At 59.5% G+C, this 16,430-nt stretch carries 11 protein-coding genes and 1 tRNA gene; 10 read left to right on the top strand and 2 right to left on the bottom strand.

Annotated features, from left to right (window positions below):
• Positions 1 to 229: 229 nt before the first annotated feature.
• The 4 genes from ACP2AV_RS08305 (at position 230) to ACP2AV_RS08290 (ending at position 4,617) form a co-directional block, all read left to right on the top strand.
• Entirely contained in the window at positions 230 to 919 is a 690-nt protein-coding gene (locus tag ACP2AV_RS08305; RefSeq protein ID WP_426372222.1) for a D-lyxose/D-mannose family sugar isomerase, read from the top strand.
• A 460-nt stretch (positions 920 to 1,379) separates the two neighbouring features.
• Positions 1,380 to 2,441: an L-glyceraldehyde 3-phosphate reductase gene (gene mgrA / locus ACP2AV_RS08300; protein WP_426372221.1), complete on the top strand. Its 1,062-nt coding sequence runs from the start codon at positions 1,380 to 1,382 to the stop codon at positions 2,439 to 2,441.
• 210 nt (positions 2,442 to 2,651) lie between these two features.
• Positions 2,652 to 3,662 carry a glycosyl transferase family protein gene (locus ACP2AV_RS08295; protein ID WP_426372220.1) on the top strand — a complete coding sequence of 337 codons (1,011 nt, stop codon included), beginning with the start codon at positions 2,652 to 2,654 and terminating at the stop codon, positions 3,660 to 3,662.
• Between the two features lie 4 nt (positions 3,663 to 3,666).
• A complete protein-coding gene (locus tag ACP2AV_RS08290) occupies positions 3,667 to 4,617 on the top strand; it encodes an NAD(P)-dependent oxidoreductase (protein ID WP_426372219.1) in 951 nt (316 codons plus the stop codon).
• A gap of 304 nt (positions 4,618 to 4,921) precedes the next feature.
• Here the strand turns inward: ACP2AV_RS08290 and ACP2AV_RS08285 are convergent, their stop codons facing one another.
• On the bottom strand, positions 4,922 to 6,169 hold the full coding sequence (locus tag ACP2AV_RS08285) for a choice-of-anchor F family protein (protein ID WP_426372218.1): 1,248 nt from the start codon (positions 6,167 to 6,169) through the stop codon (positions 4,922 to 4,924).
• 272 nt (positions 6,170 to 6,441) lie between these two features.
• Between ACP2AV_RS08285 and ACP2AV_RS08280 the strand changes: the two genes are divergently transcribed.
• The 6 genes from ACP2AV_RS08280 (at position 6,442) to ACP2AV_RS08255 (ending at position 14,867) form a co-directional block, all read left to right on the top strand.
• Positions 6,442 to 6,515, top strand: a tRNA-Gly gene (locus ACP2AV_RS08280).
• Between the two features lie 154 nt (positions 6,516 to 6,669).
• Positions 6,670 to 8,463, top strand: a complete 1,794-nt coding sequence (locus tag ACP2AV_RS08275; RefSeq protein WP_426372217.1) for an ABC transporter transmembrane domain-containing protein — start codon at positions 6,670 to 6,672, stop codon at positions 8,461 to 8,463.
• Positions 8,464 to 8,526: 63 nt separating this feature from the next.
• Positions 8,527 to 8,958, top strand: coding sequence for a peptidoglycan-binding protein LysM (gene lysM / locus ACP2AV_RS08270; RefSeq protein WP_426372216.1), 432 nt, complete (start codon positions 8,527 to 8,529; stop codon positions 8,956 to 8,958).
• A 172-nt stretch (positions 8,959 to 9,130) separates the two neighbouring features.
• On the top strand, positions 9,131 to 11,029 hold the full coding sequence (locus ACP2AV_RS08265; protein ID WP_426372215.1) for an acyl-CoA synthetase: 1,899 nt from the start codon (positions 9,131 to 9,133) through the stop codon (positions 11,027 to 11,029).
• A 110-nt stretch (positions 11,030 to 11,139) separates the two neighbouring features.
• Positions 11,140 to 11,331: a hypothetical protein gene (locus ACP2AV_RS08260; protein ID WP_426372214.1), complete on the top strand. Its 192-nt coding sequence runs from the start codon at positions 11,140 to 11,142 to the stop codon at positions 11,329 to 11,331.
• 743 nt (positions 11,332 to 12,074) lie between these two features.
• Entirely contained in the window at positions 12,075 to 14,867 is a 2,793-nt protein-coding gene (locus ACP2AV_RS08255) for a bifunctional aconitate hydratase 2/2-methylisocitrate dehydratase (protein ID WP_426372213.1), read from the top strand.
• Positions 14,868 to 15,196: 329 nt separating this feature from the next.
• Here ACP2AV_RS08255 and nqrF read toward each other — a convergent pair whose 3' ends face one another.
• Complete coding sequence (gene nqrF / locus ACP2AV_RS08250; protein ID WP_426372212.1) at positions 15,197 to 16,420, bottom strand: NADH:ubiquinone reductase (Na(+)-transporting) subunit F; 1,224 nt, start codon at positions 16,418 to 16,420, stop codon at positions 15,197 to 15,199.
• Positions 16,421 to 16,430 lie beyond the last annotated feature (10 nt).

Here is a 16,430-nt window from a genome sequence, read left to right as displayed (position 1 = left end):
ACGGTATCGCCCGCCGCCGGGCTGGATCTTACGATTTGCAAATACTTGGAGCGTTCTGCTCAATCGGACAAGACGGGGGCGTATGGTGCGCGGCTTTACGGGCGGGTGCCATGGCGTATAGTGCCCCCGCTGGGGTGGACCGGCGCCGAAGCCTTGGGATGCGTCCCGAACGACGGCGCGCATCGACCGTCCCTTTCCGGCACCAATTTTCGCCCCATCGAGGCACATTATGAAGCGATCCGAAGTCAATGAAATCATTGCAGAAAGCGATGTGTTCATCCGCAGCCACGGGTATATTCTGCCGCCATTTGCCTATTGGTCGCCGGACACGATGAAGGCGCGCGTGGCAGGTGACAGCGCAATGATCCGCGATCACATGTTGGGGTGGGACATTACAGACTATGGGCAGGGTAAATTCCGCGATTTGGGTTTGTTTCTGTTCACAGTGCGCAACGGCTCTGCCACGAACGTACGGCGGGGTATGGGAATGCTCTATGCTGAAAAGATCATGATTTCCGGTGAAAACCAAATCAGTCCCATGCATCGGCACAATTTCAAGACAGAAGACATCATCAACAAGGGTGGCGGGGTCCTGGTTCTGGAATTGTTCAAGGCCGATAGCAAAGGTGAGATCGACGAAACCGCTGCCGTACGGGTGCGTACGGATGGTACTTGGCGCGACTTGCCCGCCGGCGGATTGCTCCGACTTGCCCCTGGCGAAAGCGTCACGCTGGAACCCGACACGTGGCATGCCTTTTGGGGCGAGGGCGGCCGGGTACTGATCGGTGAAGTATCGAATGTGAACGACGATCGAACCGACAACATTTTCCAAGACCAGATTGGGCGTTTTTCATCCATCACCGAAGATCAGCCGCCGCGGCACTTGCTGGTTTCGGACTATGACTCATGGCTCGGATGAGGTGAAAGGAAACAGACAAGTGAACTCAGATTCAGGAATTTTTATGTAATGCATTAAGGATGGCTAACAGGGTATTGTAATAAAGGGATATATTGAAAATTTCAGTGGCAGAATTTTGTCCTGATTTCTTGGGTTTGCGCCGAACATGATGGTACCGCAGATGCCGCTGGGGACGGACTTGAACGGCGAAGCTACCCACGCGCGGGCGCAGACGTCGCGCATGCCTATTTGGACTATTTGGATAAGCCTTTTGATCTGACCCTTGGAAACGGCGAAGATCGGCGCAATACCCCGCCCGGCCAAAGGCGGCTCGTGGGCGCCGGGCCGGTCACAGCCGCGCTGATGGGCATCTTGCCGAACGGGCCTCTTGCAATGTGTTGGTTGGGTAGAAAAAGTGGCCGCGAACTTGAGCCGGCCACGCCATGCGCTAGCGTATAGCCCGTGACCAAAGGAGGATACGATGACGTATATGCCTGCAAGTGACCGTTACGAAAAGATGGTGTACCGCCGCTGCGGCACTTCGGGGCTGAAACTGCCCGCCATCAGTTTGGGGCTATGGCATAACTTTGGTCATGACACGCCGCATCAGCTCAAACGCGACATCTGCCGCACCGCATTTGATCACGGGATCACGCATTTCGATCTGGCGAACAACTACGGCCCGCCGCCGGGAAGCGCAGAAGAGACGTTCGGCGAGATTCTGCGTACCGACTTTGCGGGCTGGCGCGATGAACTGATCATCAGTTCGAAAGCTGGGTATGAAATGTGGGACGGGCCCTACGGCGAATGGGGCAGCCGCAAATACCTGATCGCGTCCTGCGATCAGAGCCTGAAACGGCTGGGGGTGGACTATGTGGACATCTTTTATTCCCACCGCTTCGATCCAGACACACCGCTGGAAGAAACCATGGCTGCACTGGATCAGATCGTGCGCTCGGGCAAGGCGCTATATGCCGGAATTTCCAGTTATAATGCCGCGCGTACCCGCGAGGCGGTGCGCATCCTGAACGATCTGGGCACGCCCTGTCTGATCCATCAGCCCAGCTACAACATGCTGAACCGTTGGGTCGAGCGCGATGGGCTAAAGGACACACTGGCCGAATTGGGCGTGGGCTCGATCGCCTTTACGCCGCTGGCCCAGGGCATGCTGACCGACAAGTATCTGAAGGGCATTCCCGAAGGCAGCCGCGCCTCTCAAGACAAGAGCCTGGATCCAGCCATGATCAGTGAAAGGGCGGTCGACAACCTGAACAAGCTGAACGATCTGGCGAAACAGCGTGGCCAGACACTGGCGCAGATGGCCATCGCTTGGGTGCTGCGTGGTGGCGGCATCACGACGGCCCTGATCGGGGCGTCCAAACCATCGCAGGTGGTGGATTGTGTGGGCGCGGTTACGAACCTCGACTTCACAGACGAGGAATTGGCGCTGATTGACGCGCATGCCGACGAGGAAGAAATCAATCTTTGGGCCCAATCGTCTGAACAGGTCGATGGGGCCGCCCAGCGAAAGCCGAAAAAATGAACCGCAGTTCGATTGCCCGCACCGGTGCAATCGTGATCGTGCCGGCATCCGGGTGCCCCGTGTCAGCCCGGCGGGTCGGGCCGCGTGAATCGCGATAGGGTCAAGGAACAGCGTGCTGGTAACATCGCGGACGCCGGGAAAACGGGCTGACGGCTGGCGGGACGCAAAACGGCGGGTCTTTTGTCCTGCCTGCACCTTGTCGCGCTTTGCGTGCTGCGGCACAAACGCACAAACGTAACAAAGGACGCCCCGATGCCCCTTGCCCCTTATGTTCGGATCCTCGGCCGTGGTCCGTCGCGCGCACGGCACTTGACGCGCGACGAAGCGCGCGAGGCGATGGGGCTGATCCTGTCTGGCGAGGCCGCGCCCGAAGCGGTCGGCGCGCTCTTGATGCTGATGCGCTATCGCGGCGAGGTGCCCGAAGAGATTGCCGGCTTTGCCGACGCGATGCGGGCGGACTTGCCGGTCTGGCGCGGGCCACGCCCAGATCTGGATTGGTCGTGTTATGCGGCGGGGCGCACACGCGGGGTGCCATGGTTCCTGCTGTCCGCCAAACTGGTGGCCCAGGCGGGGCACACGGTTCTGTTGCATGGCTGGAACAGCCACCAGAACCCTATCGCCAGTGTGCGCGGCGGGCTCGATCATGCGGGGATCACACAGGCCGACACATTGCCATTGGCGGGCGAAATCATCGCGCGCGAAAGTATCGCCTATGCGCCGCTGGAGAGCTTTGCGCCGCGCTGCCTCGATCTACTGAAATTGCGCGATGTGCTGGGTCTGCGCTCGGCGGTGAACACGACGATGAAGGTCTTGAACCCCGGTGGCGCCGCCGCAGCGGTACAGGGCGTATTTCATCCCCCATACCGCGAATTGCAGGCCGCCGCCTGCGCGCTGCTGGGCCTGCGCCGCGTGACCATCATCAAGGGCGGCGGGGGCGAATTTGAACGCCACCCCGGAAAAGATGTGGTGATGCATGGGCTACGGGACGGGGCGGATTGGGCGCCCACCGCGCCGCCCGTTCTGGACATCCAGGCCCGCCGTCTGGGCGAAGGCGACTATACGCCCCAGGATCTGGCGCGGTTGTGGCACGGCGATCTGGATGACCCGTTCGCCGAAGGCATTGTTCTGGGCACGGCCGCCTTGGCGTTCGATACGCTGGGGGTGGCCAGCGGACAAGCCGCCTTGGATCATGCCCGGGCGGCTTGGGCGAAAAGGCACTAGGGCGATGAAGTTCTTCCCGATGTTCCTGCGGATGGCCGGGCGCCACGTCATCATCGTGGGCGGCGGTGAACAGGCCGCGCAAAAAGCGCGCCTGATGACCAAGACCGAGGCCCGGTTGACCCTGATGGCCCCCGCGTTGGACGACGAATTGACCGCGCTGGTCCGGCGCGGGCGGGCGCATCACCACGCAGGGCCGATCACGCCGGACGACCTGCGCGGCGCGGCGCTGGTGTTGATCGGGTCTGGCTGTCCGGGCCACGATGGCGCGATCCATGCGCTGGCCCGCGAGGCCGGAGCCTTGGTGAACGTGGTCGACCAGCCGCATTTGTGCGAGGCAACGACCCCGTCGCTGGTCGATCGCGACCCGTTGGTCGTGGCCATTGGCACCGAAGGCGCCGCCCCGGTTCTGGCCCGCCAGATCAAGGCGCGGCTGGAAACCTTGTTAGAGCCGAGTCTGGGCGAACTTGTCGCCCGGGCCGGAACTCTGCGCGATGCGGCGGCGCAGCGTGTCCCGCGTGAAAAACGCCGCGCGCTATGGCGATGGGTGTTCGATGGCTCGCCGCGCGCCATGCTGTCCGCAGGTGACATCCAGGGCGCAGGCGACGCGATCAGCCGGGCCATTACCGCAGGCGGCGCACCGGAGGCATCGGGCGGGGCGCTGTCTGTTCTGCGCGCCGCCGAAAGCGCAGACCTGATGACATTGCGCGCCATGCAACGTCTGCAAGAGGCGGACTGCATCTGGATCGAACCGGGGCTGTCGCTCGCGCTTTTGGAACTGGCGCGCCGGGATGCCGAGCGTTTTGACCTGGGCACAGCGGGCGGTGCAGAGAACGTCTCGGATATCGAGGGGGCCGTCGCAAAGGGCCGGCGGGCGGTGATCTTGATGCGTGATCCGGGGGGCTTGGTGCCCGACCTGGCGGCATGTGCCACGGAAGTCATCCCGCCATCCCGCTGACCTTTTCCACAAGTATGATCGACCACACCATGGCGGGGCGGCGGGTTGAATCGACCGGCCTGCCTGGGCTCAATCGTGCGACCAATCCCGTCCCGGTGGGCGGTTGTGGAATTTTGATGCAAGAGCCGTGTGAGGGGATCGGCGACATGTTTGTCAGTGTGCCGCCACACAGGCGCTCGTCGTCAAATCGCAACGGGCGATATTTCCGGTAGGGTTTGTGGGGTAGGGTAGGAAAGCCCCCCAATGGCAAAACCGCGCAGGGTGGTCCCCCGCGCGGTTTCTTTGGTTCAGGCAGAGCGGCGGTTCAGGCAGAGCGGCGTTGGCGGCGGCGCATCAGCCCAAGCGCGGCAAGCCCGCCCAACAGCAAGGGCGCACCCGCCGGTAGTGGCACTGCAGCGAGCCCATGGGTCGTCGCGCGCAGGGTGAACCCGTCGTAGCTGGACGCAAACGCATCATCGATAGCCACGGCGAAGGTCATGTTCAGGTTTGCCAGATCCTCGATCGCATCGACGACAAGGTCCGTCGCATAGTCCAGTGGGTTTCCGTCCGGGTCGACAAGACTGGTCAGGATGTAGGTCATCATGTCCGCTGAAATCCCGTGGACCGGGTCGAACGCATAGTCATAGTCGAACACCAGCGACGAAATCGGCTCGACACCCAGATCATTGAGCGCAGAGAGCGGATCAGTGCCGCGCAGGAATTCCCAGCCCAGATCGCTGGCCCAAGCCATGACCAGCGGATCGGCCACGCCGGGATTGTAGTCATAGAGTAGCCCGTCAGGCACGTCCCCTTGTGTCAGCCACCCGCCGAAAAGGTCGTCGTAGCTGCCGTACATGCCGCCCGAAACGATCATGTCTTCGCCCAAGGTGACATCGAATCCGGCCCGGTCCGCGGTGTCGAAAAAGCCCGGCAAGCTGAGAGGGTTGGGGTTGAGTGGCGCCCCCCCAAAGAGCCCGAACGGGTACTGACTGAAGGCGGCCACATCGTCGGGGCCGAATTCAACGCCGTCCGCCGTGGTCGCAAATCGCAGACCGTCCGCGGTGCCCGACGCAACAAAGTCGTCGCCGACACCGGTACCCAATTCAAACGTGACCCCATCAAGCGTGCCGCCGGTCACGTTGATCAGGCGGTGATAAACCTGGTAGATCGACTCGCCTTCGCCGTCGGCTTCGACGTCAAACACCAGATCGATGCTGCCGGTGTCGGTCACCTGTTGTTTAACACGCTTTCCGCTCTGGAACGGGCTGGTGCAGATCGCTCCGCTCGACGCCATGATACAGCCGTCGAACACAGAGTAGTCTTCTTGAACGACCTTGATTCCGGGGGCGTCCGCCTCGGGTGCGCCATAGACAATCTGACCGTTCGTTGTTGCCGATGCGTCGGGCAGGGCGCGGTCGTAAATCACGCTCGCGCCGGTTTCGCCTGCGCTCACCGCAGGGCCCACATCAACAGTGTCGGTGTTCCAGCCGGAAATCGTGGCAGCCGACGAAATGGCAGGTGCCACAAGTGCGCTGGTTAGTGTCAACGCAGATACAAAGTTACGGGCTTTCATCAAGTCCCCCCTTCAAATGGATTATTGTTAAGAATTTTTTCTCGCGCGTTCGATCCCGCACAAATGAATAAATTAATATATAAGAATGTCAAAGAAAAAAGGTTAACCTTTGGGCGCAGGCGCCGCGCTGTCGAACAGGCGGGCATCACACCGTGAAAAGGCTGCGTAGCTGCTTTTCGCAAAATACCGGTATGGTCCGCTGTTTGCGCCGGTCTGCCCGCGTGGTGCCACTTGACGGTGCCTAAACCCTGTAATACCTAGGCGGCGGTCTTGCGGGCGTTGTGTAGTGGTAAGACCTCAGCCTTCCAAGCTGATGACGCGGGTTCGATTCCCGCCGCCCGCTCCACCCTTCAGTTTTGCGTGTCTTTCCGTCCAGCGTGGTTGCGACGATGGTCTGCCCTTGGCGTGGACCAAGGGTCGCAAGGCAAGTTTCGATGGAATGTTGCGGCAACAGGGCAGGGCGGATAATGCTTGCCGTCGACGAACGACAAGGAAAGACGATGGCAAACCGTACGATCACCACCGAGGCCGAGCGCGGCAAATCCAAGCAGATCGGTGCGCTTGCCGCTCTTTGGCCGTTCATCAAACCCTATAGCCCGATGGTCGTTGCGGCCGGTGTGGCGCTGGTTTTCACCGCGTGCATTTCGTTGATTTTGCCGATTGCGGTGCGGCGCGTCGTGGATGGGTTCGAAGCCTCGCAGGGGGCGTTGCTGGATGGCTATTTCGGGGCTGCGCTGGCGATTGCGCTGCTCTTGGCGCTCGGAACGGGGCTGCGTTATTATCTTGTGACCCGTTTGGGCGAACGGGTCGTGGCCGATATCCGCAAGGCGGTGTTCGCACGGGTCGTGGGGATGAGCCCGGCCTATTTCGAAAAGATCCTGACCGGCGAGGTGATCAGCCGGATCACGACCGACACGACGCTGATCCTGTCTGTCATCGGGTCGTCCATTTCGGTTGCGCTGCGCAATGTGCTGATCTTTGCGGGCGGGCTGGTCTTGATGCTGTTCACATCGGCCAAACTGACGGGGCTTGTGCTCTTGATTGTTCCGGCTGTCGTGATCCCGATCATCACCTTGGGGCGGCGGTTGCGCAAACTCAGTCGCGAGAACCAGGATTGGATCGCGTCATCGTCCGCAGTGGCGTCTGAATCGCTGCTGAGCGTTCAGACCGTGCAGGCGTTTACTGCCGAGGCGGATACACGCGCGCGCTTTGATGACGTCACCGAGCATAGCTATGACAGCGCCCGCAAGCGCATTCTGACCCGCGCCATCATGACCGTGATCGTCATCGCGCTGATTTTCTCGGGCGTGGTCGGGGTGTTGTGGGTGGGGGCCCGTGATGTCCGTCTTGATGCCATGAGCATCGGTGCCCTGGTTCAATTCGTTATCTATGCCATCATGGTCGCGGGCTCGGTGGCGGCCCTGTCCGAAACATGGGGCGAATTGCAGCGCGCCGCGGGGGCGACTGAACGGCTGGTCGAATTGCTCGGGGCGCAGGACGAAGTGCGCGACCCGGAAAACGGGGCCAGATTGCCCGAACCCGTGCGCGGCGAAATCCGGTTTCAGAACGTCAGTTTCCGCTATCCGGCGCGGCCCGAGCATTTGGCGCTCGATGGCATCAATCTGGACGTGAAGCCGGGGGAAACCGTGGCGCTGGTCGGCCCATCCGGGGCGGGCAAGTCGACCATCATTCAGTTGATCCAACGCTTTTATGACCCTGACGAGGGCGCCGTGCTCATGGATGGTATCGATCTCAAGGATATGGTCCGCGAAGAGTTTCGCCGTCACATCGCGCTGGTCCCGCAAGATGCAGTGGTGTTTGCCGACACCGCGCGCGAAAACATTCGTTTCGGCAAGCCCGGTGCCTCCGACGTCGAGGTTGAAGCCGCAGCCCGCGCCGCGGCCGCCCATGACTTCCTGACTGCACTGCCGCAGGGCTACGACACCTTTGTCGGCGAGCGCGGCGTGATGCTGTCGGGGGGGCAAAAACAGCGCATCGCCCTGGCCCGGGCCATTTTGCGCGATGCGCCCGTTCTGGTGCTGGATGAGGCAACATCGGCACTGGACGCGGAAAGCGAACGCGCGGTGCAGCAGGCGGTGGACGAGTTGTCCAAGGACCGCACGACCTTTGTGGTGGCGCACCGGTTGGCGACCGTGAAAAAGGCCGACCGCATTCTGGTTTTCGACAACGGTCGGATCGTTGCCGAAGGAACCCACGACGCGCTTGTGGCCGGTGGCGGGCTCTATGCGCGGCTGGCGCGCTTGCAGTTTACGTCAGGGACCGAAGCCGCATAAGCGACTTGCAAGGATACCGGTGCGTGGTAACGTTTTACCAGTATAGCAACAGGGAGCTTTTAAATGGGTGTTTGGAGTTTTGTGAAAGGCGCTGGCAAGTCTTTGTTCGGCAAGGACGATCAGCCGAAGAAAGAAGACCTGATGGCTGAGATCGAGGCGCTCGGACTTGAAGCGGACGGGCTGGACATTTCTGTCGAGGGCGACAAGGTCAAGGTGTCGGGCAACGCCGCCAGCCAGGAAGCCAAGGAAAAGATCATTCTTGCGGTCGGAAATGTCGAAGGGATTGCCGAAGTAGAAGATGCAGTCGGTGGCGACGACCCTGTGTTCCACACAGTGGAAAAGGGCGACACGCTCTGGGCCATTGCCAAAAACACCTTGGGCGACGGCAATCGCTATATGGAAATCTTCGATGCCAACAAACCGATGTTGAGCCACCCGGACAAGATTTATCCCGGTCAGGTCCTGCGCATTCCGGTATCGGGCACCGCTGCCTGACCCGCTTCCCAAGACGCTATTTTTCTGGGCGGTCCGTTTTGGATCGCCCTTTTTTGTGATTTGCGACGCTGCGTTGCGTGATCACGTTCCTCTTGCGATGCGCGCCATAAGGCCGCATCCTGAAAGTCAAAAGGGGGCCTTCGTGGTCAATACTGATGTAGGGGAGGACGTCATGCCAGAGAGAAAATTCGCCAGTGTTGCCGATTCAGAGGCACTTGAGCAACAGAGCTGGGAGAGCCGCGATGTTCCGCGCTCGATGTATGAATTCGTAACCCGCACCAAGGAAAATCACGGCGCGACCAATGCATTCACCTTTCAACTGACCAGCGGGCCCAAGGATCCGGCCGAAACCCTGACCTGGAACGAGGTGCATGCCAAGGTGACCCAGGCGGCGAACCTGTTTCGTTCGCTGGGTGTCGGGCGCGATGACGTGGTCGCCTATGTCCTGCCCAATTGCAGCGAAACGCTGATTACCTTGTTGGGCGGCCCGGTGGCGGGCATTGTCAACCCGATCAACCCAATGCTCGAACCCGAACATATCGCCGCGATCCTGCGTGAAACAAAGGCCAAGGTGGTGGTTACGCTCAAGGCGTTCCCCCAGACCGATATCGCGCAAAAGACAGCCGAAGCCGTCAAACATGCGCCAGGGGTGACCACGGTACTCGAAGTTGATCTGAACCGTTACCTGACCCCGCCCAAAAGCTGGATTGTACCGCTGGTGCGCCCCAAGAACACGGGGCTGAAAGTGCATCACGCGATCACCAAGGATTTCAATCGCGAACTGGCCAAGCAGCCCACCACACTGACGTTTGAGGACAGTCTGGATGACCGGGTTGCCGCCTATTTCCACACGGGCGGCACCACCGGGATGCCAAAGGTTGCCCAGCACACGGTCAACGGGATCGTGTACAACGGCTGGGTCGGGGCCACGCTGCTCTTTACGCCAGAAGACAATGTGATCTGCCCGCTGCCTTTGTTCCATGTTTTTGGCTGTCATGTGATTGTGATGGCGGCCGTTGCGTCGGGCGCGCATGTGGTGTTTCCGACGCCAGCGGGCTATCGCGGCGACGGGGTGTTCGACAATTTCTGGAAGCTGGTCGAGCGTTGGAAAATCACCTTTGCCATTACTGTGCCCACGGCTATTTCAGCGCTGATGCAGCGGCCGGTAGACGCGGATGTCAGCACGATCAAAACGGTGTTTTCGGGGTCGGCGGCCTTGCCTGTCGAGCTGTACAAGCGCTTTGAGAAAGCCACCGGCGTGACCATCGTCGAAGGCTATGGTCTGACCGAGGCAACCTGTCTTGTCTCGTGCAACCCGGCCCATGGCAAAAAGAAAATCGGGTCGGTCGGCATTCGCTTTCCTTATACTGACATCAAAATCCTTCACACCGGCAGCGATGGTGCGCCCAAAGAATGCGCCGTCGACGAGGTCGGCGAAATCTGTGTCGCCAATCCGGGCGTCTATGCCGGATCAACCTACACCGAAGAAGACAAGAACCACGATCTGTTCCACTACGACCGCTATTTGCGGACGGGGGATCTGGGCCGGATCGATGCCGACGGCTATTTGTTCATCACCGGGCGCGCAAAGGATCTGATCATTCGCGGCGGCCACAATATCGACCCGGCCGAAATTGAAGAGGCTCTGGCAGGTCACCCCGCGGTTGCCTTTGCAGGGGCGATTGGCCAACCCGACAAGCACGCCGGGGAACTTCCCTGCGCCTATGTTGAACTGATCGACGGCGGCGAGGCCTCGGTCGACGAACTGATGGCATTTGTCACACGGCAGATTCACGAACGCGCGGCGGTGCCTAAGTATCTGGAAGTGCTGGACGAACTGCCAAAGACCGCCGTGGGCAAGGTGTTCAAGCCGGATTTGCGGAAAAGGGCCATCACAAGGGTCTACAACGAAGCTCTGGCCGAAGCGGGGCTGTCGGCGCGCGTCGTGGCCGTGATCGAGGACAAAAAGCGCGGGCTGGTCGCCCAGATCGACAAGGCGCATTCGGCTGAAGGCGAAAAAATTGAGCATATTTTGGGTGAGTTCACCCGCCCCTGGGAATTCACTGCCTGAGAGTCGTTGAGATTTTGCTAAAATTCTTGATGCAACGTTCGCGCGTTTCGCCCCTTGTTAACACTTGCCATGGCATGGTCACCGAAAGGACTTCCTGGGGGGGCCACACCATGGCGCTTACATTGCTCGTTTCGGTTTTCTTCGCCTCGATTGGTGCGATAACCACGCTCTTGGCGAGCGGGTCGTGGGGCCTTGCGACCTTGGCCTATGTCGGCTTTGGGATGGTCGCCTTGTTGTCCGTTTCGGTGCTGCGCTCCGAAGACCCCGACGATGTGGGGCAGATGTCCGCCCCCGCGCACTGACGGTTCATTTGATGGGTTAAACAGGTCTGGGTACAGCGGCGCACGTCTAAGATACGAATTTCATTCCGCAAGGCGCGGTTTGATGTTTTCGCGCTGCGGTCGCCGCGCCGTGGCAAAATCCGCGAACCGAACCAGTGCGTCGGGATCTTGGACTGCACTTTCCCGCCCGCCCTGCCTTGCGCAGCACCCACCAACCAAGTGCGCAGCATTTCTTCCAAATTTTGTTCCGCCAAATTGATCGGACTACGTCGCGAAATCAGGAACCTGTCAGGCGATACCGCGGCGGGGTGGTGAAACCTGAATGGGGCAGGGGTGTGCTCTGGGCCAACCGGGTGACAACCCACAGGGCATTCCGTTCATCCCGCATCGGGGGGCGTTCGGCGTTGCGGCCAGTACCGGCGCGATATCGGTGAATGTGAATTGGCAGACGTTCAAGGTCATGTCCGACATGCGCCCACATAGGCCGACAGGCGCAGGACTAGCGGCCGTTATGCGCGAAAATCGTTTTGGATCTGCGGCAAGAACCCTGAGCCAGAGAAAAACCGGTGATCGCGAACCGTCCGCCACTGTTGGGATCATTGCATTCTGCGGCGCTGAGTTTAGCGAAACCCGTACCCTACGACCGCAAATCACTTGAAGCGCAGAGTGAAGATGTGTACCAATGTATACAATCGCGGGAAGGCCTGCGTTTTGCGCGGTAACTGCGCGTCAAACCCACATCAATCATCTAGCCGGAAGTGCCAATGAGCTTGTATGACTCTTATCTTGAAGAAATCCAAACGCGCAAAACCGAAGGGCTGCACCCCAAGCCGATAGACGATGGAGCGCTGGTGGCCGAGTTGATCGCGCAGATCACGGACAGCGAACACCCGCATCGGAAAGATTCGCTGGATTTCTTCATCTATAACACGCTGCCCGGCACGACGAGCGCAGCCGGGGTCAAGGCCGATTTCCTTAGGCAGATCATCCTCGGCGAAGCTGTGGTTGAAGAAATCACGCCGACATTCGCGTTCGAGTTGCTATCGCATATGAAGGGCGGCCCATCGATCCAGGTGCTTCTGGAACTGGCGCTTGGCGATGATCAGGCGATTGCGCAGTCGGCTGCAGCAGTATTGAAAACGCAAGTGTTCCTCTATGAGGCGGACATGGAGCGTTTGAGCGCCGCGCATCGTGCGGGCAATCCGATTGCGACCGATCTGCTGCAAAGCTACGCAAGGGCCGAATTTTTCACCGCGCTTCCCGAGATCGACGAAGAGATCGCGGTCGTGACCTACATCGCCGCCGAAGGCGATATTTCGACCGACCTTTTGTCACCCGGTAATCAGGCGCATTCGCGTTCAGACAGGGAACTGCACGGCAAATGCATGATTTCGCCGCAAGCGCAGGCCGAAATTCAGGAACTGCAGAAGAAACACCCCGGCAAGCGGGTCATGCTGATCGCCGAAAAAGGCACAATGGGCGTAGGGTCATCGCGCATGTCCGGCGTGAACAACGTGGCCCTGTGGACCGGCAAACAGGCCAGCCCCTATGTGCCGTTTGTGAATATCGCGCCTGTGGTCGCTGGTACGAACGGGATTTCGCCGATCTTTCTGACCACGGTGGGCGTGACGGGCGGCATCGGAATTGATCTGAAGAACTGGGTCAAGAAAACCGACGAAAATGGCACCCCGATCCTGGATGCAGACGGCAATACAATCCTGGAGCAGACCTACTCGGTCGATACCGGAACGGTTCTGACGATCAACACCAAGGACAAAACGCTCTACGACGAGACCGGGACCAAAAAACTGGCTGACGTGTCCTCGGCCTTTACGCCTCAGAAAGTGGAATTCATGAAGGCGGGCGGGTCATATGCGGTCGTGTTTGGCAAAAAATTGCAAACATTCGCGGCCGAAACGCTGGGCATTGAGCCGCCTGCGGTTTTCGCGCCTGCGAAGGAAATCTCGCACGATGGCCAAGGTCTGACGGCGGTTGAAAAGATCTTTAATGCCAATGCAGTAGGCGCCACGCCGGGCAAGACACTGCACGCCGGATCGGACGTGCGGGTCAAGGTCAATATCGTCGGCAGCCAGGACACCACAGGCCTGATGACCAGCCAAGAGTTGGAGGCTATGGCCGCCACGGTGATTTCACCCACGGTTGACGGGGCCTATCAATCGGGCTGTCACACCGCATCGGTCTGGGACAAGAAGGCGCAGGCGAATATTCCCAAGCTGATGAGTTTCATGAACAAATTCGGTCTGATCACCGCGCGTGATCCCAAGGGCGACTACCCTGCGATGACCGACGTGATCCACAAGGTGTTGAACGACCTCACGGTGGATGACTGGGACATCATCATCGGGGGCGACAGCCACACGCGCATGTCCAAAGGCGTTGCCTTTGGTGCGGACAGCGGCACCGTAGCGTTGGCCTTGGCCACGGGCGAGGCAACGATGCCGATCCCTGAATCCGTCAAGGTAACGTTCAAGGGTCAGATGGCCGACTACATGGACTTTCGCGATGTGGTTCATGCCACGCAGGCGCAGATGCTCAAGCAGCATGGCGACAACGTGTTCCAGGGCCGGGTGATCGAAGTGCATATTGGCACGCTGCTGGCCGACCAGGCGTTTACGTTTACCGACTGGACTGCGGAAATGAAGGCCAAGGCGTCGATTTGCATTTCAAACGACGAGACGTTGATTGCATCTTTGGAACTTGCCAAGGACCGCATTCAGGTGATGATCGACAAAGGCATGGACAATGGGGTGGGAACCCTGGCCGGGTTGATTGCCAAGGCCGATAAACGGATCGCCCAGATCAAATCGGGTGAAAAACCGGCCCTGACCCCCGACGCCGATGCGAAATATTTCGCCGAGGTCGTCGTCGATCTGGACCAGATCGCCGAGCCGATGATCGCTGATCCGGACGTCAATAATTCCGATGTGTCCAAGCGCTATACGCACGACACGATCCGGCCCGTTTCCTACTATGGCGGTGAGAAAAAGGTGGATCTGGGCTTTGTCGGGTCCTGCATGGTGCACAAGGGCGACATGAAGATCGTTGCCCAAATGCTCAAGAATCTTGAGGCCGCGAATGGCAAGGTCGAATTCAAGGCGCCGCTGGTGGTGGCTGCCCCGACCTACAACATTATCGACGAGCTGAAGGACGAGGGCGATTGGGAAATCCTGCAACGCTATTCCGGTTTTGAGTTCGACGATCTCTTCCCCAAAAGCCACGCCCGAACCGAGTACGAGAATATTCTCTATCTTGAGCGGCCGGGATGTAACCTGTGTATGGGGAACCAGGAAAAGGCCGAAAAGGGCGATACGGTCCTTGCAACGTCGACCCGCCTGTTCCAGGGCCGCGTCGTCGAAGACAGCACTGAAAAGCGCGGCGAGTCGCTCTTGGCCTCGACCCCGGTGGTTGTTTTGTCGGCCATCCTGGGCCGCACCCCGACGATTGAGGAATATAAGTCGGCCGTAGATGGCATTGACCTGACCAAGTTCGCGCCGCCTCTGCAGGTGCCCAGCACGACCCAATCGGCGCATTTCTGATCCGCGTCACCCAAAGACAAAAATCGAAAAGGCCCGCTTGCAAGCGGGCTTTTTTATTGCGCTAGGGCAAGGTTTGATCAGACGGCGGCTTGGCACGACCATGCGCGCGCCAATCAGCTATACAGTCTGCTTTCGTTGGGAAAATTTGTCACCCTTGGCATCGCGCAGAGGGATTGGGCCATGGTTTGCCTGTCACCACGCCCAGTCAGCACGCAGGGTGAATTAGCCTTGCATGGGCTTTTTCAGCGCAGGCATTGAAGCGAGCACAAGTGCAAAAAACCCCTGCGCGTCAGGGACGGGCAGGGGCTTTGGGCAGTCTGTAGCGGGTGTCAGCCGCCGAAGTCGTCAAGCATGATATCCTCGCGGTCCACACCCAATTCAAGCAGCATGTTGATGACCGACTGGTTCATGATCGGCGGGCCACACATGTAGTATTCGCAATCTTCGGGATTGGGGTGGTCCTTGAGATAATTTTCATACAGCACGTTGTGAATGAACCCGGTGTAGCCGTCCCAATCATCTTCGGGCAGCGCATCGGACAGGGCCACGTGCCATTCAAAGTTGGGGAATTCCGCCGCAAGTTCGTCGAAATCCTCGACAAAGAACATCTCGCGCTTTGACCGCGCCCCGTACCAGAAACTGATTTTCCGGTCCTTGTTCTTGAGCCGTTTCAGCTGGTCGAAAATATGACTGCGCATCGGGGCCATGCCGGCGCCGCCGCCAATGAACACCATTTCCTTTTCCGTCTCACGCGCGAAAAATTCGCCAAAGGGGCCGGAAATGGTAACCTTGTCGCCGGGTTTAAGGTTGAAGATGTAAGACGACATCTTGCCCGGCGGAATGCCCTGGGTGCCTGGCGGCGGAGTGGCGATCCGCACATTCAGCATGATGATGCCTTTTTCGTCCGGGTAGTTCGCCATCGAATAGGCCCGCTCAACCGGTTCGTCGCAGGTCGATTCATATTGCCAGATGTTGAATTTGTCCCAGTCTTCCCGATACTCTTCTTCGATGTCGAAATCGGTGTATTTGACGTGATGGGCCGGGGCTTCGATCTGGATATAGCCGCCCGCGCGGAAATCCACGTCTTCGCCTTCGGGCAGTTCGAGGACCAGCGCCTTGATGAAGGTTGCCACGTTTTCGTTGGACCGAACGGTGCATTCCCATTTTTTGACGCCGAAAACCTCTTCGGGGACTTCGACCTGCATGTCTTGCTTGACAGCCACCTGACAGGACAGACGGTCGCCGCAGGCGGCCTCGCGCTTGGTAATATGGGCTTCCTCGGTGGGCAGGATCGATCCGCCACCTTCGTGAATGCGCACGCGGCACTGCGCGCAAGTTCCGCCCCCGCCACAGGCCGAGGGGACGAAAAGATTTTCGGCGGCCAGCGTTTGCAGCAACTTGCCGCCCGCGGGGACCGAAATCGTCTTTTCACCGTTGATGGTGATGTTCACGTTGCCGGTCGATACCAGGCGTGAGCGCGCCACCATGATAATCGCCACCAACGCGATGACGATCAGTGAAAACAGCAGGACACCTAGTGCAAAGGTCTGCATGCGATCCCCC

Source organism: Aliiroseovarius sp. PTFE2010, assembly GCF_049943335.1.
Lineage (GTDB): Bacteria > Pseudomonadota > Alphaproteobacteria > Rhodobacterales > Rhodobacteraceae > JBNFVY01.
Note: the sequence above shows the minus strand (reverse complement) of the source record. Positions and strands in the feature narration are given on the sequence as shown.

Coding starts and splice junctions, on each gene's coding strand:
- ACP2AV_RS08305 (WP_426372222.1), top strand. CDS start 230: ATGAAGCGATCCGAAGTCAATGAAATCATTGCAGAAAGCGATGTGTTC.
- lysM (WP_426372216.1), top strand. CDS start 8,527: ATGGGTGTTTGGAGTTTTGTGAAAGGCGCTGGCAAGTCTTTGTTCGGC.
- mgrA (WP_426372221.1), top strand. CDS start 1,380: ATGACGTATATGCCTGCAAGTGACCGTTACGAAAAGATGGTGTACCGC.
- ACP2AV_RS08265 (WP_426372215.1), top strand. CDS start 9,131: ATGCCAGAGAGAAAATTCGCCAGTGTTGCCGATTCAGAGGCACTTGAG.
- nqrF (WP_426372212.1), bottom strand. CDS start 16,420: ATGCAGACCTTTGCACTAGGTGTCCTGCTGTTTTCACTGATCGTCATC.
- ACP2AV_RS08285 (WP_426372218.1), bottom strand. CDS start 6,169: ATGAAAGCCCGTAACTTTGTATCTGCGTTGACACTAACCAGCGCACTT.
- ACP2AV_RS08260 (WP_426372214.1), top strand. CDS start 11,140: ATGGCGCTTACATTGCTCGTTTCGGTTTTCTTCGCCTCGATTGGTGCG.
- ACP2AV_RS08255 (WP_426372213.1), top strand. CDS start 12,075: ATGAGCTTGTATGACTCTTATCTTGAAGAAATCCAAACGCGCAAAACC.
- ACP2AV_RS08290 (WP_426372219.1), top strand. CDS start 3,667: ATGAAGTTCTTCCCGATGTTCCTGCGGATGGCCGGGCGCCACGTCATC.
- ACP2AV_RS08275 (WP_426372217.1), top strand. CDS start 6,670: ATGGCAAACCGTACGATCACCACCGAGGCCGAGCGCGGCAAATCCAAG.